The organism is Patescibacteria group bacterium, assembly GCA_040390045.1.
GTDB lineage: Bacteria > Patescibacteriota > Minisyncoccia > Phycocordibacterales > SIBU01 > SIBU01.
On sequence record JAZJZC010000007.1, the window covers coordinates 14,690 to 36,286 of the forward strand.

The 21,597-nt window shown below is 41.8% G+C and carries 26 protein-coding genes and 4 tRNA genes; 13 read left to right on the forward strand and 17 right to left on the reverse strand.

What is annotated here, in order from left to right; genetic code table 11:
- Complete coding sequence (locus V4467_04875; GenBank protein MES2088293.1) at positions 1–756, reverse strand: helix-turn-helix domain-containing protein; 756 nt, start codon at positions 754–756, stop codon at positions 1–3.
- 141 nt (positions 757–897) lie between these two features.
- On the opposite strand from V4467_04875, the gene V4467_04880 reads away from it, so the two are divergent.
- On the forward strand, positions 898–1,260 hold the full coding sequence (locus tag V4467_04880) for a hypothetical protein (protein ID MES2088294.1): 363 nt from the start codon (positions 898–900) through the stop codon (positions 1,258–1,260).
- A 49-nt stretch (positions 1,261–1,309) separates the two neighbouring features.
- A complete protein-coding gene (locus tag V4467_04885) occupies positions 1,310–1,573 on the forward strand; it encodes a hypothetical protein (protein MES2088295.1) in 264 nt (87 codons plus the stop codon).
- Between the two features lie 44 nt (positions 1,574–1,617).
- Here the strand turns inward: V4467_04885 and V4467_04890 are convergent, their stop codons facing one another.
- Entirely contained in the window at positions 1,618–2,310 is a 693-nt protein-coding gene (locus tag V4467_04890) for an RsmE family RNA methyltransferase (protein MES2088296.1), read from the reverse strand.
- 68 nt (positions 2,311–2,378) lie between these two features.
- Positions 2,379–2,561, reverse strand: a complete 183-nt coding sequence (locus V4467_04895) for a hypothetical protein (GenBank protein ID MES2088297.1) — start codon at positions 2,559–2,561, stop codon at positions 2,379–2,381.
- A gap of 131 nt (positions 2,562–2,692) precedes the next feature.
- Here V4467_04895 and V4467_04900 point away from each other — a divergent pair, with 131 nt between their 5' ends.
- The 3 genes from V4467_04900 to V4467_04910 all read left to right on the forward strand — a co-directional run bounded on the left by V4467_04900 (position 2,693) and on the right by V4467_04910 (position 5,609).
- Complete coding sequence (locus V4467_04900) at positions 2,693–3,271, forward strand: ATP-dependent Clp protease proteolytic subunit (GenBank protein MES2088298.1); 579 nt, start codon at positions 2,693–2,695, stop codon at positions 3,269–3,271.
- Positions 3,272–3,542: 271 nt separating this feature from the next.
- A complete protein-coding gene (gene rny / locus V4467_04905; protein MES2088299.1) occupies positions 3,543–5,072 on the forward strand; it encodes a ribonuclease Y in 1,530 nt (509 codons plus the stop codon).
- Positions 5,073–5,336: 264 nt separating this feature from the next.
- Positions 5,337–5,609: an HU family DNA-binding protein gene (locus V4467_04910; protein ID MES2088300.1), complete on the forward strand. Its 273-nt coding sequence runs from the start codon at positions 5,337–5,339 to the stop codon at positions 5,607–5,609.
- A 172-nt stretch (positions 5,610–5,781) separates the two neighbouring features.
- Here V4467_04910 and V4467_04915 read toward each other — a convergent pair whose 3' ends face one another.
- Positions 5,782–6,969 (reverse strand): SPASM domain-containing protein, encoded by a 1,188-nt coding sequence (locus V4467_04915; GenBank protein MES2088301.1) that lies wholly within the window; start codon positions 6,967–6,969, stop codon positions 5,782–5,784.
- 185 nt (positions 6,970–7,154) lie between these two features.
- On the opposite strand from V4467_04915, the gene V4467_04920 reads away from it, so the two are divergent.
- A complete protein-coding gene (locus V4467_04920; GenBank protein ID MES2088302.1) occupies positions 7,155–8,084 on the forward strand; it encodes a helix-turn-helix domain-containing protein in 930 nt (309 codons plus the stop codon).
- On the opposite strand, the gene V4467_04925 is transcribed toward V4467_04920, so the two are convergent.
- Positions 8,077–8,814: a helix-turn-helix domain-containing protein gene (locus tag V4467_04925; protein MES2088303.1), complete on the reverse strand. Its 738-nt coding sequence runs from the start codon at positions 8,812–8,814 to the stop codon at positions 8,077–8,079. The genes V4467_04920 and V4467_04925 overlap by 8 nt on opposite strands.
- A 174-nt stretch (positions 8,815–8,988) precedes the next feature.
- Between V4467_04925 and V4467_04930 the strand changes: the two genes are divergently transcribed.
- A complete protein-coding gene (locus V4467_04930; protein ID MES2088304.1) occupies positions 8,989–9,237 on the forward strand; it encodes a hypothetical protein in 249 nt (82 codons plus the stop codon).
- A gap of 49 nt (positions 9,238–9,286) precedes the next feature.
- Here the strand turns inward: V4467_04930 and V4467_04935 are convergent.
- Together V4467_04935 and V4467_04940 are read right to left on the reverse strand one after the other, a co-directional pair.
- Positions 9,287–9,357: transfer RNA gene (locus V4467_04935), tRNA-Gly, on the reverse strand.
- A gap of 114 nt (positions 9,358–9,471) precedes the next feature.
- Positions 9,472–10,140 carry a helix-turn-helix domain-containing protein gene (locus V4467_04940; GenBank protein MES2088305.1) on the reverse strand — a complete coding sequence of 223 codons (669 nt, stop codon included), beginning with the start codon at positions 10,138–10,140 and terminating at the stop codon, positions 9,472–9,474.
- Positions 10,141–10,288: 148 nt separating this feature from the next.
- Here V4467_04940 and V4467_04945 point away from each other — a divergent pair, with 148 nt between their 5' ends.
- Positions 10,289–11,485, forward strand: coding sequence for a trypsin-like peptidase domain-containing protein (locus tag V4467_04945; protein ID MES2088306.1), 1,197 nt, complete (start codon positions 10,289–10,291; stop codon positions 11,483–11,485).
- On the opposite strand, the gene V4467_04950 is transcribed toward V4467_04945, so the two are convergent.
- The 7 genes from V4467_04950 to V4467_04980 form a co-directional block, all read right to left on the reverse strand.
- Positions 11,482–11,784 carry an RNHCP domain-containing protein gene (locus V4467_04950; protein MES2088307.1) on the reverse strand — a complete coding sequence of 101 codons (303 nt, stop codon included), beginning with the start codon at positions 11,782–11,784 and terminating at the stop codon, positions 11,482–11,484. The genes V4467_04945 and V4467_04950 overlap by 4 nt on opposite strands.
- Before the next feature lie 8 nt (positions 11,785–11,792).
- Positions 11,793–12,596, reverse strand: coding sequence for an A/G-specific adenine glycosylase (locus tag V4467_04955; protein MES2088308.1), 804 nt, complete (start codon positions 12,594–12,596; stop codon positions 11,793–11,795).
- A 340-nt stretch (positions 12,597–12,936) separates the two neighbouring features.
- A tRNA-Pro gene (locus V4467_04960) sits at positions 12,937–13,007 on the reverse strand.
- 106 nt (positions 13,008–13,113) lie between these two features.
- Positions 13,114–13,521, reverse strand: coding sequence for a YraN family protein (locus V4467_04965; GenBank protein MES2088309.1), 408 nt, complete (start codon positions 13,519–13,521; stop codon positions 13,114–13,116).
- A 187-nt stretch (positions 13,522–13,708) separates the two neighbouring features.
- A tRNA-Gly gene (locus V4467_04970) sits at positions 13,709–13,779 on the reverse strand.
- The gene (locus tag V4467_04975) at positions 13,765–14,448 is read right to left on the reverse strand and encodes a hypothetical protein (GenBank protein ID MES2088310.1); all 684 of its coding nucleotides are present in this window, start codon (positions 14,446–14,448) and stop codon (positions 13,765–13,767) included. Before V4467_04975 ends, V4467_04970 begins: the two co-directional genes overlap by 15 nt.
- Before the next feature lie 71 nt (positions 14,449–14,519).
- Positions 14,520–14,592: transfer RNA gene (locus V4467_04980), tRNA-Arg, on the reverse strand.
- A 61-nt stretch (positions 14,593–14,653) separates the two neighbouring features.
- Here V4467_04980 and V4467_04985 point away from each other — a divergent pair.
- Positions 14,654–16,165, forward strand: a complete 1,512-nt coding sequence (locus V4467_04985) for an HD domain-containing protein (protein ID MES2088311.1) — start codon at positions 14,654–14,656, stop codon at positions 16,163–16,165.
- 778 nt (positions 16,166–16,943) lie between these two features.
- On the opposite strand, the gene V4467_04990 is transcribed toward V4467_04985, so the two are convergent.
- On the reverse strand, positions 16,944–17,732 hold the full coding sequence (locus V4467_04990) for a helix-turn-helix domain-containing protein (GenBank protein ID MES2088312.1): 789 nt from the start codon (positions 17,730–17,732) through the stop codon (positions 16,944–16,946).
- 189 nt (positions 17,733–17,921) lie between these two features.
- Between V4467_04990 and V4467_04995 the strand changes: the two genes are divergently transcribed.
- On the forward strand, positions 17,922–18,212 hold the full coding sequence (locus V4467_04995) for a hypothetical protein (protein MES2088313.1): 291 nt from the start codon (positions 17,922–17,924) through the stop codon (positions 18,210–18,212).
- 37 nt (positions 18,213–18,249) lie between these two features.
- Here the strand turns inward: V4467_04995 and V4467_05000 are convergent, their stop codons facing one another.
- The gene (locus V4467_05000; protein MES2088314.1) at positions 18,250–19,047 is read right to left on the reverse strand and encodes an exodeoxyribonuclease III; all 798 of its coding nucleotides are present in this window, start codon (positions 19,045–19,047) and stop codon (positions 18,250–18,252) included.
- 89 nt (positions 19,048–19,136) lie between these two features.
- Between V4467_05000 and V4467_05005 the strand changes: the two genes are divergently transcribed.
- Positions 19,137–19,454 carry a hypothetical protein gene (locus V4467_05005; GenBank protein ID MES2088315.1) on the forward strand — a complete coding sequence of 106 codons (318 nt, stop codon included), beginning with the start codon at positions 19,137–19,139 and terminating at the stop codon, positions 19,452–19,454.
- 79 nt (positions 19,455–19,533) lie between these two features.
- Here V4467_05005 and xerA read toward each other — a convergent pair whose 3' ends face one another.
- Complete coding sequence (gene xerA / locus V4467_05010) at positions 19,534–20,460, reverse strand: site-specific tyrosine recombinase/integron integrase (protein ID MES2088316.1); 927 nt, start codon at positions 20,458–20,460, stop codon at positions 19,534–19,536.
- Positions 20,461–20,575: 115 nt separating this feature from the next.
- On the opposite strand from xerA, the gene rpsO reads away from it, so the two are divergent.
- Positions 20,576–20,845 (forward strand): 30S ribosomal protein S15, encoded by a 270-nt coding sequence (gene rpsO, locus V4467_05015; protein MES2088317.1) that lies wholly within the window; start codon positions 20,576–20,578, stop codon positions 20,843–20,845.
- Between the two features lie 130 nt (positions 20,846–20,975).
- On the forward strand, positions 20,976–21,530 hold the full coding sequence (locus V4467_05020) for an NYN domain-containing protein (protein MES2088318.1): 555 nt from the start codon (positions 20,976–20,978) through the stop codon (positions 21,528–21,530).
- Positions 21,531–21,597 lie beyond the last annotated feature (67 nt).

Below are 21,597 nucleotides of genomic sequence, written 5' to 3' on the forward strand. Positions count from 1 at the left end.
TTAAGACTTTGGGCACATGTCCCACATGTACTGAAACCATGTCCGAAAAGAGTCGGCGAGGTTTTTGTTTACAATTACTGTAAAAGTAATTTCTTCATCGGTGCCAACTTTTCCAAGATATAAGTGATGCAAGATATTCACATGATCTCCAAAAATATCGATGCCGGACGTAGTTGCGTATTTCTTTGGCAAAAACTTATAGTGCTTGCCAACGTGAGAAATAATAGGGTGGTGACTTTCTTTGACATCGTAATCAAATAAGTGACGCATCTCTATTTTTTTTCGTTTCATCTGCTCAAGAAAACCTGGCGTGTAGGATTTTACTCGATCGTCGAGCCATGCTCCCTGCGCCGCAATAGAATAAAACGGCTCGCCAGTTTTAATAATATCTCTCATGTATTGTTTCCAGCCTTCTTTGCCCTTATACGTGCGAACTTGATACTCCTCAGGCTTGGAAAAATGTAATTTCTGCAACTCTGGCATGGCCGAATCAAGTGCTTCAAATTTTTCAGCGAGCACTTCGGAAAGTTTACTCGGCTCTACTGCCTGATATTTATTTTCAAAAGATTCAACTATTTCAATAACCAAACCTTTCTCCATAAGGCGCTGTAAAGAGTCGTATACATTCCTGCGGTGTACTCCAGATTTTTTGGAAATCACCCCAACACCTTGCTCCCCCATCTCAAGCAAGGTTTCGTATATTTTTGCCTCATTTTTCGCCAAACCAAGGCTTTGAAACAGTTCTGTGTATTTCATATTCGAAAAGTATACAGCAGTCTTATTCCTTTGTAAAGGTGGTATTTACCACTCGTGAGTGATATTTGCCACTCGTCAATAAGGATATACAGTTCTGCGTAGAAATGGTCGAACACTAGAAAACAAAATAAAGGAAATTATATGCCAATCGTATTTGTAACAATAGACAGAGAGTGCCCTTCTCTCTCAACTGAAACACAAGTGATTAATCTTGGTCGTCACCTTCAGCATATTGTCGCTGAGGCTTTAACTTGCGACGAATCACCATTAACCGCAAGTGATGTGGAGGTTGAAATAAAAGATCGGGATGCATGGCGAAGCATTGGTGGTGGAAAGTATGAGCTAAGAATAATCGTCATTGCCACCAGAACAAAGTCCAGGGAAACAGATTTGTCTATGGCAGCGTACCGAATCGCTCAAAGTATTAGGTGTTACGTTCCATCCTCGGGGAATGGATATGTGTGGGTACAATTACCCTCAGCGTCTTTTGCTCCCTTCCGTTAATAATCTCGGAGGGTGCTTGGTGGTTAACAAAATGCGAAAGGAAATCATGATGAACACCTTAAGACCGACACAAAAGTTTTCCTTGTTAGTTCATATCTACAAGGAAGACCGTTTTATTGGCCAAGCGATACCTGAGATTGAAACCTATAATTTCGAATCTCTCCAACGAATCGTGGTTGAAGCCAACCTCAACCCATCAGATGCTTCGGCTTTCCCGAGCATGCTCCAATCACTACGTGATGGTTATGGGGCAGGCTCGACAGTAAGAGTCATGCAAATCATGACCCAGGTAATTCTGAAAAATCCTGAGTAGATATAAAACTATCACAACAGCGACCAGCAATGGTCGCTGTTATTTTAGAGCAATAATAATGACGAAACTGCTATCGCCGCGGTCTCCGCGCGGAGAATTTGAGAGCCGAGAGAAACAATAGGAATATTTTTTTGTTTAAACATTTCAAGCTCTGGTTCAGTGAAGCCTCCTTCTGGCCCGATGAAGAAGCTGTAAGCTTTCAGCTGAAAGCTTACAGCTTCAAAAGAAGAACCGGAAGGATCGAGTACAATTGCGGGAGCTGGTAAATTTTCGAGCGCAGTTTCCAGAGAAATTGGTTCAGAAATTTCCGGCAATATTCCCCGCCCAGATTGTTCAGAAGATTCTAAAATAATTTTTTTGGCGCGGATCAAATTTATTTTTTTAGCGACTGATCTCTGAACAAGCACTGGAACAAAGTGCGCCACACCGAGCTCAGTTCCCTTCTCCAAAATCCATTCGAATTTATCGCTCTTAATTAAGGCCTGGAATAGAAAAATTTCTTTCTTTGGAGAAAATTTATTTTTTCGTTTTTCTACAATCACAAACTCGGCTTTTAAATAGGTCAACTCAATAAATTGAGCGGTAAATTCAAATCCTGAGTTATCAAAAAGTACCACTGAACTTCCCGTGTTGAGCCGCAAGACATGCCGCCACTGGTTTAAAAGTGCGGATTCGGTCACCGTAATTTTACTGCTGTCGCCAATCTTTTGATCTATAAAAAAGTTATGTAATCGCATGACAGAAAGTATATAGTATTTTCTATAGAGTATGAAGTATAAAAAAGCCCAACACGGAAAGGTTGGACTTACGCCTTCAAAGCTTCTTCTGATACGCAGGACCATGTCGCGCCGATTGGCCAATGGGCGCGCTCTTCCTGCGTCGCGACGGTTTGCATTGCCGTGATTTCATCTGGGGCTGAGAGTTCCCAAACGCAGGTGATCTTAATGTCACCCAAGTATCCCTTCATGGTTACCAGATATTTTCTCATAGTGATTGTTCTACTACTAAAAACACATTAACCTAAAATTAAAACTGGTCAAGCTTGTAACCTCTTGTTATACTCTTTTTGTCTTCACTTTATAAACTTTACGAACTTTATAAACTTTTAACTACATTCCCATGTTAATCCCAACCGTTATCGAAAAATCCCAATTCGGCGAACGCGCCTACGATATTTATTCTCGCCTGTTGCGGGAAAATATTATTTTTCTCGGCGGCCCAATTGATGACAACGTTGCCAACATTGTGATCGCTCAACTTTTATTTCTTCAGTCTGAAGATCCTAAAAAAGATATTTCACTCTACGTTAATTCTCCTGGCGGATCAGTTACCTCAACGCTTGCCATTGTCGACACCATGAATTTTGTTAAAAATGATGTTTCGACAGTTTGTCTTGGCATTGCCGCATCCGGCGGAGCTATCATTCTTTCTTCCGGTCAGAAAGGCAAACGCTACGCGCTCGCCAATTCAGAAGTGATGATTCATCAGCCGCTCGGAGGTGTTGAAGGTCAGGCCACTGATATCGCCATTACTGCCAAGCAAATCTTAAAAACTCGCGAAAATCTCAACAAGATGCTCGCCAAAAATTGTGGTAAGCCACTCGCCCAAATCGAAAAAGACGTGGAACGCGATTTCTACATGGACGCCGAAGAAGCCAAAAAATACGGCATTATCGATGAAATTCTAAAAACGAGCTAGAAAACACAACAAAAACCCCGGCCGCCAAGGGCGGCCGGGGTTTTTGACTGCCACCCCAAAAAACTTGTACAATTCCCTTTTTTCTTATACTATGACGATATTAGTAATTTAATTATGATTTTACTTTTTACTTTTTCAATTGCTGTTTTTTGTTCAATAGAGCTTCCGCAGGTGGAAGGTCTTCAGAAATTTTTCCAATATTCAAAGATTCTTAAAAAACTAGAACCAGCTTTTCTTATCGTGAAAGTCTAAAGCGAAATCTTTTCGTATTATGTCATTAAAAATAGTCGTCCTTCTCGCGAGCCTCATAGGCGCTCTTGGGATTGGTCTGGGCTACTATCTCCGTCTCATTATTTCTTTGGGCAAACGAGGCTCAATGGAACTTGAGATAAAGGAGATGATGCTCAAAGCCAAGGAAGAAGCGAAGAAGATTATTGACGGAGCTCAAGGTAAGGCGGATGAAACACTCGCCGCATCAAGAGCCGAGATCAAGGAGAAAGAGGAGAAAATCAAGAAATCTGAGGAGCGTGCCATAAAAAAAGAAGATACGCTTGATCAGCGCCAAGCTGACATCGACAAAGAAGTCGAAAATATCAAGACAAAGATTGCCGAGGTGAAGAAGGTTAAGGATAAGGTTGACGGCTTAGAAACCGAGAAGCGAGCTGAGCTTGAAAAAATTGCCCGCCTCTCCGAGTCAGAAGCTCGAGAGGAACTTTTGAAAAGTGTTGAAAAGAAAAGCGAGGAAGATATTTTGGTCAGAATGCAAAAGCTGGAGAAATTCGGCGAAGAAAAACTTGAGAAAAAAGCTCAGGATATTCTAGCAACCGCCATTCAACGACTGGGAAATTCTGTTTCGGCTGATGTTTTGACCACAACCGTGGCGATCCCTTCAGATGAAATCAAGGGAAAAATTATCGGTAAGGAAGGAAGAAACATCAAAGCCTTCGAGCGAGCGACGGGTGTTGAGGTTATTGTCGACGATACTCCAGGAGTTATCACGATTTCATCGTTTGACCCTGTTCGCAGACAAGTAGCTCGCGTAGCGCTTGAGACTTTGATCCTCGACGGCAGAATTCAGCCAGCCAAAATTGAACAGTGTGTTGAAAAAGCCGAGCAAGATATCAACAAAATCATTAAAGAAAAAGGAAATCAAGCAGTATACGAGTGTGGAGTACTCAATCTTGATCCAAGAATCATCGCGATTTTGGGACGATTGCACTTCCGAACAAGTTACGGACAAAATGTTTTGCAACACTCAATCGAAATGTCACATATCGCGGGAATGATTGCAGAGGAACTCAAAGCCAACGTTGCAGTGGCCAAAGCTGGCGCACTTTTGCACGACATCGGTAAAGCGGTTGACCATGAAGTCCAAGGTACGCATGTTGAAATCGGCCGCCGCATTTTACAAAAATTTGGAGCGGATGAAGCTATCGTTAAGGCCATGCAAGCTCATCACGGTGAATATCCGTACGAAACCATCGAATCAATTATCGTTCAGACTGCAGACGCAATATCTGGTTCACGCCCAGGAGCTCGCAGAGACAGCGTTGAGAATTATTTGAAACGTCTTGGAGACTTAGAGGCAATCGCCAAGACCTTCACCGGTGTAGAAAAAGCTTTTGCCTTGCAAGCCGGACGAGAAATTCGAGTGTTCGTTGCCCCAACTGAAGTTACTGACCTCGATGCCAAAAAAATGGCTCAAGATATAGCTCAAAGGATTGAAAAAGAGTTAAAATATCCTGGAGAAATCAAGGTGACTATTATAAGAGAGTTGAGGACTATAGAGTACGCACGCTAATAACCACGGAGCATATAACAAAGAACATGGAACATTGAGAAAATCCCCGCCGCGACTACGTCGCGGCGGGGATTTTCGTAAATTTGACATCCAACTCGAATCTGTTGAATAAATTTTTCTCTAAAATTCGGACATTGCACAAAAAATGGCTTATTATATAATTGGTATTAGCATTTGCCATCAAAAATTTTAATCATCACGTGTAAGGTCGAGATGCAAACGTGATTACGGGCAAACATTATAAAAATAATTTTAATACGTATTATGAATAAACAAGCTATAGCAGACGCAGTTCACGCAATTCTCGGCGGTACTAAAGTTCAAGCAGAACAAGTTGTTGACGTAGTTATCGACTCAATCGTCAACACCATGAAGAAAGGTGAGGAAGTTTCAATCGCTGGCCTCGGAATCTTTTCAGTAAAGGCTCGCGCCGCTCGCCAAGCTCGCAACCCTCGCACTGGTGAATCCATCCAAGTTCCAGCTATGAAGGTGCCTAAGTTTCGTGCAGCTAAGGCTCTCAAAGAAGCAGTCAAATAAACTGTTTCAGTTTATTTGACCCCGAGGCTTTGTCGAGGGGTTCAAGTAAGCAGGATCAAGATAAAGAAAGCCGCCGCAACTCCGTTGCGGCGGCTTTCTTTTTAAAAATAAAAACCCCACAATTTCTTGTGAGGTTAGAGTTAGACGCTATTCTCCAAAGCGTTTGGCAGACCTACTGCCGAGGGCGGAGCTCTTGCTCCACTCTCTTTTTCACTTCAGTGTAAAACCGAACCGGAAGTGAGAACCCATCCTTCACACAGTGGTTGTTGAAGGCGTTGGTGCGGTAATTTTTACTGTTCATCCAGATATCCTTAAGAGGAGTCTTCCGAATATCAGGGTCTATTTCGAAGTCTGGGTTGTCATTACCGGGACACCTCCAGACTCGCCCATCCGCATGGACGTACATCCCGTGCGTCAACTGATTGCACGGTGTGTTTCCGATATACGGGTGCGGGCCGTCGCTCAGAAACTGCGGAAGAGTGAGCACACCGCGCTCGATTGCCCAAGTGTAAACTTGAACCGCCAAAGCGATGTATCTCTCAATGAACAATTCCTCCATTGCGGAACCTTCTCCGAGGTGACCCTTGCCACTAACCATCGTCGGCGGCAAATACACGGGCATATTTCTTTCAATGCCCCATTTGTATATCTCGAAGACGCCGCTGATGTTTTGGTGGGTGACGGGATTGCACTGAATGGTCATCCGCTGGTTGGCAAGATCAGCGTTAACTCCCGCGGCGCAGAGCCGCTCATACGCGATACACAAAACTTCGTAGTAATTGACGTGCTTTGCATCTTCCGCATCCCGAATAGGTACAAACCGGTTTTCCCAGACGGGGTCAAACGATCGACCCTCGAGATAGAAATTCAGATTCGGATATTCGAGGAGCCGGTTGAGTAGCTCCATCGAATCGATGCCGTGGTATTTGCGTGCCAACCAATCACTCCCGAGCACACCCGCCTTGGTAAAAATACCAAGAATGATGTTGTGTTTGCGGGTGTACTCGAGCATATCCCACAATTCCTTTTTCTCCAGAAGCTCTCCGGGTCCGAGAAATTTGAGAGATTCGAGGCCCAAGGGTCGCGCCTGATCCAAAAAGTTGTAAACCTCTTTGGTGTAGAGCACGTAGTTTTTCAAGGCCGCCTCGTTGAAACAAAGTGGACACTTCATAGTGCATTTGTATCCTTCCCCGAAGGCGTGGTTAGCCTCCGGCGAACCGGGAGGAAACTGGTTGACGGAGTTGGCGACGTCATCACCGGGGAGGTTGAAATCGAGTGTCAGAATTTTTTTGATGCACTGACAGCCAATTTTGACGGTCTCAGTGTGCCGACCCTCGTGAAACGAGAAGCTTCGAGCCATAGACCGATATTTTGCCGGGAGCTGTCCCTTCGGGGGCAAAATAGCGGGGACATTCGGGAATTTGTTTGTGAGTTGCATAAGAATTTGCGTTGACCACGTTTTCAAAGACCCTCAGATTTCACATCCGTGAACTGAATTCCTTGACTTTCTAACAATAATATATCGTAGTTACACTGTCATTGTAAATGAATTTCGTCAATAAAATTATCAACATATCCTTATTTAACAACATATTTAGTAATATCGACCTATTTTTGTGGAAAATAATTGACACAAAACAAATTAAAGGTTATACTTTTGGTATGAAAGATTCAAACGCTCAGTTAAAAATCGCCCTCCAAAATTTTGGTTTTGGAGAAAAAGAAAGTTTAGTTTATTTAGCGCTACTTGAACTCGGTCATGGAACAGTCACCGAGATCAGTCGAAAAGCCGGAATCAATCGCACAACGGGGTATGATATTTTAAGTTCCCTTGCTAACAAAGGTCTTGCGAGCATTTCTGGTAAGGAACCAAAATCTGAGTTTGCCGCCGAGCCGCCGCAGGCTATTACCAATTATTTAAAAAAAGTGGCTGAGCGAACTGTAGAGCAAATTAAAAAATCTGAAGAATTAATTCCTGAGCTTAACTTACTTCACGCAAAACAAAATCGGCCGAGAATAAAATTTTACGAAGGGGTTGAGGGACTAAAACAAGTGTATGAGGATACGCTGAATTCAACTGAAACAATACGAGCGTATGCCAACGCTGGTGAAGTGCACAAAGGTATACCAAATTATTTTCCCGAATATTTCAAACGACGAGCCCGAAAGAATATTTCTATTCGTGCCATATTTCCGCAAACAGAAGCGGGAATCGAAAGAGCCTCGTTTGATACGGAAGAAAAACGTGAAGTGGCTTTTGTGCCAGCCGATAGATATAATTTTTCTCCCGAAATTAACATTTACGATAACAAAGTGATGATTGCTTCCTGGCAAGAAAAACTCGGTGTGATTATCGAGAGTGCCGAAATCGCCGACGCGATGAAAAAAATCTACGAGCTCGCATGGGCAGAAGCGAAACGGCTTGATGCGAGTATGAAACTCGCAAAAGCCAAACCCGAGGAGTCCGTTATTTAGCTTTGAATGGCTTCGCCGATTGCCAGGCCATCTCGAAAAGGGTTTTCATGGTCGCGGCTATTGTCGGATCTTCAATCCGAACCACAAAGAGATTTTGTTGTTGAAGTCGAAAAAACGCCACAACATTATCGTAAATCACACTGTCATTAAAAATCGGACCATTTGCCAATCGTGCAACATATTTATCCCCTACTGTGGCCGCCCAACGTCGCGAACTGGCTCTCGCATCGGCAGTATCCGCGACAATTTCTCTCGTGTGAATATTATTTTCGATTGTCGCCTGATTAATTTTGCGCCAAGCGTCAGGGAAAATTTTTTCGACGGCATAGAGGTCTGACCAAAACATGATTTCCTTTGTCTTTTTTATTTCCTCATAGACTTGGAGCAAACCTTTCTCTCCCTCATGCATAGTGACACCAGGCTTGCCCTGACCTTGAGCGTGAAGCAATTCCAACTCAGGCATTTCTTTTTTTAAAACGGTTAGTTGTTGTTCGAGTTTGATTTCAAGAAACTTAGGAGACGCCGCTTGGAAGTATTCCTTTTTTCCGATCGTAATTTTTTGAACCAATCCGTCTCGTGCTAACTCTTCCAAGTACACGTACACCGTCGGACGTTTCAATTTTGCTTTTTGCGCAATAGTTTTTACTGACGACGTTCCGAGGGCAAGCGAAGCAGCATACACTTGCGCCGCCTTTCCGCTTACGCCCAACAATTTCAGAGTTTCTAACATAGCTCTATTCTCATTTAAAATTTATAAAATGTCAATAAAATTGACAGATTTAAATAATAAACTCGTTATTTTAAGGCTTTTTATGGCGAATTTTAGATTTTAACGACAATTTTAGTGACACTTTTTGACAATGGAAATAAACTGTTACTTAGTTAAAAATTGGAATCTTCACATATGGACGAACAAGAGGCACGGCAGGTTTTGGACGCATTCCTAAGTGGGTATGTTGAATTAACCCATCCTGAGTTAGCGGAGGCTGGCAAAATTCTCGGGAAAAAAGCCAGAATCCTTTCGTTTCCAGGTTTCTCACAACCACAAATGAGAAATACAATTCGAATCGTGGTCAACGCACGCGACAGTGTGCCGGATGAGTGTGAAACTTTAGCTAGCTTTTGGATATTGGCAAAAAAGTTTAGGTTTTAAACACCTCTCACCACGCAAAATGTAAAAATTTTGCGTGGTTTTTTATTTGTGCGGGATACCGGAATCGGACCGGTGTCAAGAGTTTGGAAAACTCCCATTTTACCATTAAACTAATCCCGCATTTATTTTGACGAGCGAGGAGCGCGTGAAAATGTGTACTCATATTTTCACAGCGTCCGAGTCGAAGTCAAGCTATAGGTCTGATGCTCCGGGGCTTTGCCCCGAGGACCTATATTATTTTAAAACTTCGCTAATCCAGCCGTTAATCCTCCGAGCCAAGAAAACACCAAATTCCTTTTTGCCTTCGCTTTTAATTGTAAGGTGTGCTGTACCATAAGGCAACTTTCCTCGTTTAAACATTTTTTTACCCGTTCTAGTATCTATAGATGTTTTTTGAAATTGGCTTTGGGGGACAGAAGTAGCATTAGACCAAAATTTTATTGATTCTGCAATATTATTGTCGGGGTACACATGCAATCTTAATCTAAAGTTAGAATTTTTCATGCCACAAACTTCCCTAAACCACCGGACAGCGAAACTCATCACTTGAGGATTTGCATTAACAACGCGGACGATATTATGAGTTTTAGTGCCTTCCCCCAAATAAAGCCCTACTCCTAACATAAAAATGTCTCGCTTGTTCAATGAGCCTATGTCCATCTTCGCTTGTTCATTTGCCTCAGCAATAGATTTAATTTTTAGCTTGTGTTTCGCAAGGGTTGAAGCCGTTCTTGCCTTACCAATTTTCAGTAAAGTTTCCTTGTTGGGTACGTAGGGTACGTTGCCAAGCCACGCGCTTAAGGTGCCTTTCGTTATTTTCACTTTTTCGGAGATAGCCGAGTAAGAAAAGCCAGCTTTTCTCAGTTCAAGCGCTCTTTGTCTTATCGATACAGGTTTAGTCACAAGATTATTATAACAAACCTACAACAAGGGTTCAATTATCTACCGGATGCTTTTCAAGGTACAGACAGCGAGAGAGAAGCAAATCCTAGCAAAAAAGTGCCTGAGTCGCAATTAAGTCTCAAATAGGGTGTTGTGCTAAAATAGAGAAATGCTCGCAAAAATCTTTTCATTTTTACTGGGAATAATCGGGGTCGTGACGACCGCGCTCTCCTTCCCTGTCCCGCAAACAGCCATAGCGCCGAAAATTACGCCCACGAAAACTGAGACCGTTGTTGAAAATACCAAAAGTAAAACCAACGACTTTAGTCAACTAAAGTCGGCGAGTACCACCACACAGAGAACCGCAACGACCACTGCCAAAGAAAAAACGCCCGCAAAAAAACCAACCGAAAATAGTAAAACTCCTGTTCCAAACGTCGTTGCTTCAAAAATTCCCTATATTCCAAAAGTTGCAGTGGCTACGACTACAACCCCAGCCCCGCCAACCGATTTCAACGCGCTCAATCAAAAAGCTCGCGCGGCCGTTGTAAATATTTTGTGCACCTCAGCTATGGGAGGAATTTTTGAACCCATTTCAGGCTCAGGTGTCTTGATTGATTCAAGGGGAATTATCCTTACCAACGCCCACATCGCTCAATTTTTATTGCTCGAAGATTCAGCGGGAAGAAAACTTTTAAATTGTATCGTGCGCACTGGTAGTCCGGCCGTTGCGACGTACAGAGTAAACGTAGTGTATATTTCCCCTCAATGGGTCAAGGATAATTATAAAAATTTGCGCTCTCAAAATCCTACGGGTACTGGTGAAAATGATTTTGCCCTGCTTCAGGTAACTGGTTACACGAACCCTGACCTTGTTTTTAAAGGCTCCGTACCTTCGATGTCTGTAGAATATAACGACAATGCTATTAAGACTGGTAATCTGGCAGTTTTGGCTGCGTATCCCGCGGGCTTTTTGGGAGGCATCGAAATTCAAAGAGATCTCTACATCACCTCAACAATCATTAACCTTGGACAACTTTTTACCTTTAAAACCGGCGAGGTTGATCTGTTTAGTCTTGGTGGTAGTCCTGTCGCGCAACACGGAAGCTCTGGCGGAGCGGCAGTCGACACCGACGGGAAACTGATCGGTATTATTGTCACTTCAACCGACGCGACAAATACTTCAGATCGCGATTTAAATGCTATCTCTACAAGTTACATCAATCGAAATTTGAAAAGTACCTCCGGTATATCTCTTGAGGAACTGTTAAATTCAAGTCTGAGCAGTTTCTCAGCACAATTTGATACAGCGTCTCTCCCCGAAATTAAAAAACTTTTATTTGAGGCGTTGACTTCAGGAAACTAAGATTGTTTTCTTGCGAGTGCAAGTAACGTATCAAAAGAGTCCCCTGCTACAAAATTATTTTTTCGTTCAAATCCACATTTTTGACAGCGGTGCGTTATAACATAAGAGTCTGAGCGCTTTTCAAAAGCCACTGGCTCCATTAAACCGCCACATGTCGCTTCCCTGTCACCCGGGTGTACATCAACATGTTTGCTCCACAAACATTTCGGGCAATGGTTCGTGTAGCCGTTCCCCGCCACTGCTGTTCCACAGTGTTCACACTGAAAATCCTCGACGGTTTTTTGAAATAATTTTTTCATGGGTTATCTTACGCTAAGGTTAACATGTCTCGATTGTTTTTAATAAAACCTTCGGTTGTTAAGTTTTTAATAATTGTAGTGGCTCGAGCGTTTTCAAATCCACTCATTTTCAAAAATTTTTGGCGAGAAATTTTTTTATTACAAGTTAAAAATTTCAAAACTGCTCCGCGGATTTCCCTATCTGAGCCGCGAAATTTTGATTGTTTTGCATAGTGTTTACTTTGCGAATTGGGATTGCCGAATTCTTTTTTCAGGTAGGTGCCATAATCCATGAGCGCGTAATGCCAATCTCGAGGTTTTCCTGTGTCGAGCGTCGCAAGTGCCAGTTTCAAAATTTCGGTATCAGGAATTTTTTCTCCGCCTTTAAAAAAGTGGTGAAGAAAAACGGTTCTCACGTTTGTCTCGATGAAAGTTACCGGCTTATTGTGCGCATAGGCCAAGATAGCGGCCGCTGTCGCCTTCCCTATCCCGGGTAACGATTCAAGCTCGGTAAGAGTTCGCGGTAATTTTCCGTTAAAGTGCTCAGCAATACTTTCAGCCGCGCGCTTTACAAAAAGCGCGCGGCGGTTGTAGCCCAGCCCTTGCCAAGTTTTTAAAACATCAGAAACAGAGGCTTCGGCGAGTGATTTAAAATTAGGAAATTTTTTTACAAATTCTAAATATTTTGGAACGACTCGATCAACCTGAGTCTGCTGGAGCATGATTTCCGATACCAAAATTTTGTAGGGATCGGTGGTTTTTCTCCAAGGAAGATTCCGCGAGTTTTTACGGTAATAGAGCCAAACTGTTTTTTTGAAGGTGGGGAGGGTCATATGTTATTAAAATATAAGAATGACTTCAATTTCAGTAGAAAAATTTTTCAAAAATTACAATTATCAACCCGCAAAGCAGTATGAATAGGATGTACCATACGGGTGCTCGCATTGGGCCGCCAAGGCGAAATTGTAATATTTTAGATAGAGTGTGCTTCATTTTAATATGGCAGCGCCGAGATTTGCCCGCGACTCAAAATTTTTCGTCAAAAATTTTGGTCTGGGCACCAGCTCGTCTGTTTTGTCTGCTGACAAAACAAGACTCCGCTGTTCAAATCTCGGTCGCAAGCCAGGCAGTTGGCTTGCTCGCCCGACTATATCGTCGCTTTGCTCCTCAATGTCGGGGCGCCGAGATTTGAACTCGGACTGAACGCTCCCAAAGCGTTTATGCTACCGTTACACCACGCCCCGATTTTAATTTGCTGCCGTGGAATTTATCCGTCCTTCGGCGGACCACGCCCCGATACTTATTCCTAGACCGCAAAGCTTAACATAAAAAGATTTAAACGACTACAATCTACAAAATAACACCATCTAACATTTTTACTTTTGCCGTTTTATTTTTCTCATCTAAGTAAATTGTGATGACATCGAATTGCCACTCGGTCTCGTCTCCATATTTATTTTCGGCTAAATAAACCGTGATCGTCCGCGAAAGTCGTTGGAGCTTCCATGCATGGACATTGTCTTCGGGTCTAAAAGAGTCCCCCGCTTCCAAATTGAAGTCTTTAACATTTTCCTTTGAGACAGTTTTAACTTCAACAAAGTGAATCTTCTGTCCTTTTTTGACAATAATATCTATCTCGCCAAACTTTTTGCGGTAATTCATTTCAACTACCGTAAAGCCTTTATTTACAAGATATTTTGAAGCAATAGCTTCACCGAGCGAACCTAAAATTTGTTTTTTTGTTGGAACGGATTCCATACACTAGAAGACTTTTATAAATTGACCTAAAAATGGCTGTCTTTTTTAAGTTTCTATACTACCGGCCGTATTTTTCCAATTATCGACTGTCTTTTATACACTTGTGCACAGACTTATCCCCAGATTCAAGTCCTTAAAAAATCTGGCTTAGAATTAAGACGCTTATAAATATCACAAAATCTATCTGTGCGGGCACCGGGAGTCGAACCCGGATCTCTACCTTGGCAAGGTAGCGTTATACCGCTAAACTATGCCCGCATTGTAATTTTCTCGCGTCAAATCAGTCCCCAAAAGCTGAATCCACTTCAAAATTTTACACTTTAAGTATGCACTGGAAACTCCGACACTGCAAACGCCGAAGGATAACCGTCTGGTTTTATGCTTACCCCTCGTTACCATTGTCTTGTCAAAACGCCCCAAAGAAAGTCCGGTTTTCCCCGCCCAGAACATCTTGCACAAATTTTCATCAAGATCGGGGTAAATCAAAATCCAAGCTTTAATTTTTGAATTATCTATACCGCAGATATTCTTCAAAAATTGTAAAAACAACTTTATCATTAAAGGTTCAGTGTTGGCAATAGAACACCTGCTTTTTGAAAGCTTGTTACCCTCGCCCCAATAAACCATCAACCCTGCTATAAAAAGAGGATGATATTTTAATAAATCAAATTCTTCCTCGGCTTCCCTGCCCGCCTGATCATACAATCTTTCTAAATTTTGACCGCGAACCTTGTTCAATTCTTGCAAACGAACCTTGTGGCCATTTTTCGCCCTACTGACAAGTTTTTTTGAAATTTCTTTTGACCAATTTTGATTCCGAAACCAGTCCGAAAGCGTGCTGAGAGGGACGCTCAATTCTCTTTGAATTTCAGCATAACTTTTGCCAAGTCGTCTTAAGTTCTGAGCTAGCTCCTTATCTTTTCGCATACTTTGAAAGTATACCGCACAACTTCGGTTTTGAAAACACAAGACTCAAATTGGAGAAGAAAATCTATGTGTGCGCTTGGCAGGACTCGAACCTGCAACCCCTTGCTTCGAAGGCAAGTGCTCTATCCATTGAGCTACAAGCGCATTTAGACATCATAATACGCTAATTAGCGAAAAACTGAAAGTTGTAATAAAATAACACGTAATGAAAAGCTCTAAACTTCAGGACACTTTCAACTTGCCGAAAGAAGTTGTAACAATTGCCGAAGCTCTAAAAAAGGCTAACTTCGAGGCATACCTAGTTGGCGGCTGCGTTCGAGACACCCTTCTCGGTAGAAAACCAAAAGATTGGGATCTCACGACTAATGCAGCGCCGGAAGAGATTATAAAAATTTTCCCAAAAACTTTCTACGAGAACTCTTACGGCACCGTAGGTGTTGTAAATGAAGCCACAGAAGATGAAACCTTGAAGGTTGTAGAAATCACACCCTACAGACTTGAATCTCAGTATAACGATTTCCGACGACCTAGCAGTGTGGCGTGGAGCGACAAACTAGAAGATGACTTGCAACGTCGGGATTTTACGATAAACGCTATCGCGCTTAAGGTTGAAAGTGAAGGTGGAACGCCCGGAACTTATAAGGGACAGTTGATTGATCCGTATAAAGGACAAGAAGATCTTGCTTCGAAAACCTTACGAACTGTCGGCGACCCCCATAAACGATTTAGTGAAGATGCCTTGAGAATGCTTCGCGCTATCCGGATTTCGACCGAACTGGGCTTCAGTATCAGTTCGGAAACTATTGAGGCAATTGCGAAGTACACTCCCCTTCTAAAAGAAATCGCCATTGAAAGAATTCGAGAAGAGTTTGTAAGGATTTTAATGTCTGATAACCCAATGAGTGGGATCATTATGTGCCAAAAGCTCGGAATTTTGCCGTTTATTAGCCATGAATTAGAAAAAGCCATTGGTGTTGAACAAAATCAGGCTCATTCATTCGATGTTTGGGAGCACTTGCTTCGCGCACTTCAGCATGCCGCCGATAAAGGCTGGAGCTTAGAAATCCGTCTAGCTGCTTTATTTCATGATATTTCCAAGCCTGAGACTAGACGTGCTTCACATGAAACAAAGTGGACGTTTTACGGCCATGAAGTGGTTGGTTCACGTGTAACAGAGAAAATCCTCACCAGACTCACCTTTTCAAAGAAAATCATCGAAAAAGTAGTAAAACTTGTTCGTTGGCACATGTTTTTCTCAGACACCGAGCAAATTACCCCTTCAGCAGTGAGACGTTTGGTGGCTAAGGTTGGTAAAGACGATGTTTGGGAATTAATGAACTTAAGAATCTGTGATCGCATTGGAACCGGCAGACCGAAAGAAAACCCTTATAGATTAAGGAAGTATAAATCGATGATTGAGGAGGTCATGCGAGATCCCGTTTCAGTTGGAATGCTCAAAATTGATGGAAACAGGCTAATTGAGGTTACACATGTAACACCTGGACCTAAAATAGGTAGAATTTTGCTAGCTTTATTGGAAGAAGTGCTCGAAAAACCGGAACTTAACACAGAAGAATATCTTGAAAAAAGAGCTTTGGAATTATCAGATGTTTCAGATGAAACATTGATATCTCTGGCTGAAAAGGCTAGGGAGGCCAAGGAAGACTTCGAAAACAAGGAGTTGGGTGATATTCGAGGAAAATATAACGTCGAATAGTGGAAATATTTGACCCCAATACCAAAATTGGAGCAGACATAGTATCTGTTTGCTGGATTTATTACTAAAATAATCACTACCGTCCTAAAAATGCCGTGGGTGATTTTGGTACGGGGTCTTTGCCCGCCAAACCACGAGGGTACTCTCGGGGCGGGCAAAGAGAAACCGCCCAATGGCGGTCTTTCTTTAAAACATGTCTCAGGTTTCAAGTATATTGAACTCTGGGACATGCTTTAAAGAATTTCTACCAAGTAAAGGCGGTTTGAAAAATGATCCGTTCGAAGTCTTAGTTGTGTACTTTTTTTGAAAGATGATTTCCGAGTTTCAAGATGTTTGAGGAAACATTTTCAAAAGAAAATAGGGTAAAACTTTTTTTGGATCTAATAGAGAGATTCCACTTTTCAAAGAACTTTTGTCAGAGGAGCACATCTCACAACTGACCTCTCTGCAAACATTGTATCACCTATCAAGGACATGTAAAAGACAACCTGTGGATAACTCCCGAAAACTAAGGAGTGTCCTAAGGGACACGACTATAGTTTTCGAGGATCCCGTACAAATTTTGCCCCCATACTAAGCCTTAATGTGCGAGTGCGACCAATTTTTCTTAGCGGTATTCCGCATAGAAAATGGAAGTACTCCTGTGGTGCGAATAGCACAACCTCGGGCTACCCCGAGCGCATTAAATCCCACTTGTAATTAAAAATTTATTGAAAATATTGATGAATTTTTGAAAAAGCAAAATTTGCTACTGGGATACAATAGACCTTTCAAAACTTTATTCACTTTTACTTAAGCTCCAAAGCGTCTCAAAAATAGCCTTTAAACTCAGGGCTACGTTGCGGCTTTTAATGATAATCCCATGTTGGTTTCCGTTAGAATGTGAAGTAATACCAACGTTATCTCCATAAATATCAATTTCATTTTTGAATTGAAAAGCTTCTGGTGGAACAAACTTTAAGGTTCGTAATTCACGTTGATTTTTCTCGGGATTAAATTGTTCTCGTGCTTGTGAGGTATCAGGCAAAATACCACGAGAGGGGATTGCTAAAGCAGCACGGCGCTTCCAATACATTTCTAGAAAAATTTTATCAAACCCCGCTTCAAGTGATTCGGCTGAAGCAAAAGAAATTATTTCATTTGGTTTCTGTTTCAGGGTATCGCTCAAAACTTCTTTGATACCTTGTGCTCCTTCAAAAAATAAAACATCAGGTTTATCCTCTGCCACGTTGAAATTGGCAGAAAATTCATGTTTTAGAGTTTCTGCCTTTTTTATAGCCACCCCAACAGCTTCTTGTTTATTTTTGAGCTTTTCAAGGATTTCTGAGTACTCAATAGGCGTGAAATATTTGATTTTCTCGTTCTTTTTGGCCCGAATAGTCACAAAACCCTTGCGAGATAGACGCTTCAAAGCTTCATAACCAGTAACTCGGTTTAGGCCAGCCGCTTTAGCTATAGCGCTGGCAGGTCCCGATCCTAATTCAAGAGCAGACATGTACGTGGTGATCTCCGCGTCGTTCAAATCGAGCTCTTTTAGGAACTGTTTCATTTCTACCTTGATACTCATCACTGTAGTTTATCATTTACAACTCAATTTTGTAAATAGCGCTAAAAAAGACTTTAAAATAAGGCTTATATTAATTATATATTAAAGATTAGCAGTTTTGTAATTTTTAATTTACACTATAAACCCTAAGGAGTAGTCTGTTGTTTGGGGTAAATTACAAAGAAGATTGAACAAACATAAAACAAGGTTATGAAAACGAAGCAGATGTATCCTGACAACATAGTGCTTTGGTTCTATAGCCCGAGTATTCTCGAAGTTTTCATGAGTGAGGAGCTTCAAGACGAACGGATAGAGAATTACTTAAGAGGGTTACTTATAAGTGGCGAAGTTATGACCGTTTCTAGCCGTAAATCGATAACCCAAAATTTTGCTGCACATTCCGTGCTCATTTTGGATGAAAACCGATTAACCGTCCAAAAGAAAATTGCTGAATATCTAAATTCAATCGGGTACGAGTCAATCATTGAGGAACCGGAGTAATTTCCAAAATTTACCTTGCAGAAATGCAAGGTTTTTTCTACAAACTAATATCTAGCATTACCGGACAATGATCAGAACCCATCACTTCTGGCAAAATTTTAGCGCTTTTTACTTTTGGTTTTAAGGATTCAGAGACCAACACATAGTCAATTCTCCAACCTACGTTGCGTTCGCGGGCATTGGCGAAGTGTGACCACCAGGAATAGTGGCCCTTACCTTTGGTAAACATTCGAAATGTATCAACAAAACCAGCGTCAATGAAAGCCTGAAAGCCGGCCCGTTCTTCTGTAGTATAGCCCTTTAAACCTTCATTTTGCTTGGGTCGAGCGAGATCGTCAGGGGTGTGAGCGACGTTTAAATCTCCACAAAAGATGACAGGTTTATTTTTTTCGAGCTCTTTGCAGTAGGCCAAAAATGCTGGATCCCAATTTTTGTGGCGAAGGGGGATTCGAGACAAGTCGTCCTTGGCGTTTGGGGTGTAGACCGTCACCACGTAAAATTTTTCGTACTCGGCGGCAATCACTCTGCCTTCTGTTGTCGGATCGCCATAGGCATCCGCTCCAAGTTTAAATTTTTTGATAATTTTTTCTGGGAAGCCGTTGGTGACAGATAGGGGAGGGGTCTTCGTAAAAATGGCTGTGCCTGAGTAACCTTTTTTTAAGGCAGAATTCCAATATTCAGTGTACTGCGGCAAATCAATGACGGATTGATGCTGTTCGGCTTTGGTTTCTTGTAAACACAAGATGTCTGGCTGGTATTTTTCGATAAAAGGCACAAATAAATTCTTTTTATGTACTGCACGGATGCCGTTGACGTTCCAAGAAATGATTTTCATCAGGAAATAGTACCAAGAAATATCGATTTCGATGCTATTGACAAAATAATGCAACTATGCTAATAAGTAGGGATTCAGCCAAAAGGTATATGCCAATAACCTTGCTTTCAAGCCTTATTTCAATGATTATCGGATCAACCCTCCTTCTTTCAGGGGTTTTTCCACCAACCGATCAATTGATAAAAAGTGCCACAACTGCAACTAATCAAGCCAATGTTCATCAGTTGGCGACGGTTGTTGAGCTTTATTATAGCGATCACGATCAATATCCAAATGTTAAGGGAGGGAAGGCACTTGTCGACATTCTTGAACTTGAAGGCTATCTCAAAAATCGTCCGATTAACCCAAACGTTTTCAAATACGAACCAAAAGATAACGGACAGGATTACATACTTAAGTTAAAGTAATTGAAAAAAGAAAATCCCCGTCGGCCAAAGGCCGACGGGGATTTAATTTTTTCTTATTCCCGAATCTTAAATCTTGAATCTACTTCATATTATGAAACTTCTTATGAATATCTCTCAAATGTTTATCCGTCACGTGCGTGTAAATTTGAGTTGTGCCAATATTCGCGTGACCCAACATTGCCTGGACTGACCGGATATCGGCGCCGTTAGAAAGTAAATCGGTTGCAAAAACATGACGAATAACGTGCGGAGTAACTTTTTTTGAAATGCCGGCAATGGTCGCATATCTTTTCACAATTCTCTCAACTGAACGCCTCGTAAGCCCCGAAACATCGCCATTTTTTTTGGTTTCGTCGCTCAATTTTACAAAAAGAGCGTCGGACATATCCTTACGCAGAGCCAAATATTCCTTAACTGCATGTTTTGCTTCATCAGACAAAAAAACCACTCTCACTTTTCCGCCTTTCCCGCGTATCGAAAATTCATCCAATCGCAAATCTAAATCGTTTGTAAGCGAACACAGTTCTGAAACGCGCAATCCAGTGGAAAACAGCATTTCCATAATCGCCTTATCTCTAAATTTTCGCTCAAAATTTTTTTCTTTATCTGGCGCTTCCAAAAGTCGCTTCAATTCATCCTTAGAAATAACATCTATCTGTCTTTCTCCCACTTTCGCTAATTCAATATGATCGGCAGGTAGGGCAGTGTGGCCTCTTTTAGCTAAAAACTTTAAAAAACTTCTTACCGCAATCAAATAGTAGTTTTGAGTATTCTTTTTCATGGTATCGCCGGTTGCGCGATTATTACCATTGGATTGTCTATTGAGCCAAATGCGAAAATTACGAACAGTGTCGTCAGTTATGTCTTTTGGTCTGCCGATTTTTGTTTGAGCAATAAAAATCGTTAAATAGTGATCATAATTTTCGACAGTCCTTATAGCGCGGCCTTTTTCAATTTCCATGTATTCAAGAAACTGACGCTTTAAATTTTCCATTTCACTTGCCATGGGCTTATTTTACCATGGTATTTGGTAATTTTTGCGGTTTACGCTCGAGCAAGGCCTCATTTACAACCCACAATTGGGCTTGCGTAAAATATACTTTCGTGCTATCATTTCGGGCATGTTAACAAAAACCAAGAAACAACGAGCAATTAAAGAAGTGGCAGTTCACGACAAGGACACCGGATCTTCGGAGGTTCAAATTGCACTTCTCACCAAAAAAATTGAAGCACTCGCCAGTCACCTTAAGAAAAACGCCAAGGACAAACACTCCCGACGCGGTCTTCTTTCTATGGTAGCCAACCGACGTTCGCACATGGTCTATCTTGAAAAAAAAGATTCTAAACGTTTCAACTCTGTCGTTAGAAAATTGGATCTCAAAAAGGCGTAATTCGTAGCCTCAATTTCTCAAGCTGAGCACAACGAGCTTTTAATTTAAAGTGTTATACTTGTTTTAGTTGTGCTAAATATTTTAATAATTTTTATATGTAGTCGGGGCTCGAATCGAGCACTAAATTTTTATGACTGTAATCAAACACAAAGAACAAAGAGTGGGAATTTTTATTGATACCCAAAATCTCTATCACACCGCAAGAAATCTTTACAACGCAAGAGTTAATTTTGGCCAAGTGGTCAAAGACTCATTGGCAGGAAGAGCGTTAATTCGTGCTGTCGCATATGTCATCACCACTGAATCCGGTGACGAAAAAAGTTTTTTCGAGGCACTAGGAAAAGTTGGCATTGAAGCCAAGACCAAAGATTTACAAATTTTTGCTGGCGGCGCCAAAAAAGCTGACTGGGATGTCGGCCTTGCCGTTGATGCTATCAAACTCGCACCAAAACTTGATGCTGTTATTTTAGTAACAGGGGACGGAGATTTCGTACCCCTGGTTGAATATCTCCAAGTTCACGAAGGTTGCCAAGTTGAAGTCGTGACCTTCGGTAAATCCGCCTCCGGCCGACTGAAAGAAGCCGCTGATGAATTTATTGATCTCGACGAAAACCCAAGAAAATACTTGATGGGATCCGGTGCTCCACGACGAGAGAGAGGGACACAAAGACCAGAAAATTCTTAAAATTAAAATTCCCCGCCGCGCTTTGCGCGATGCTGCGCGCTGGTATAAGTTCGTGCCATGGGCAACT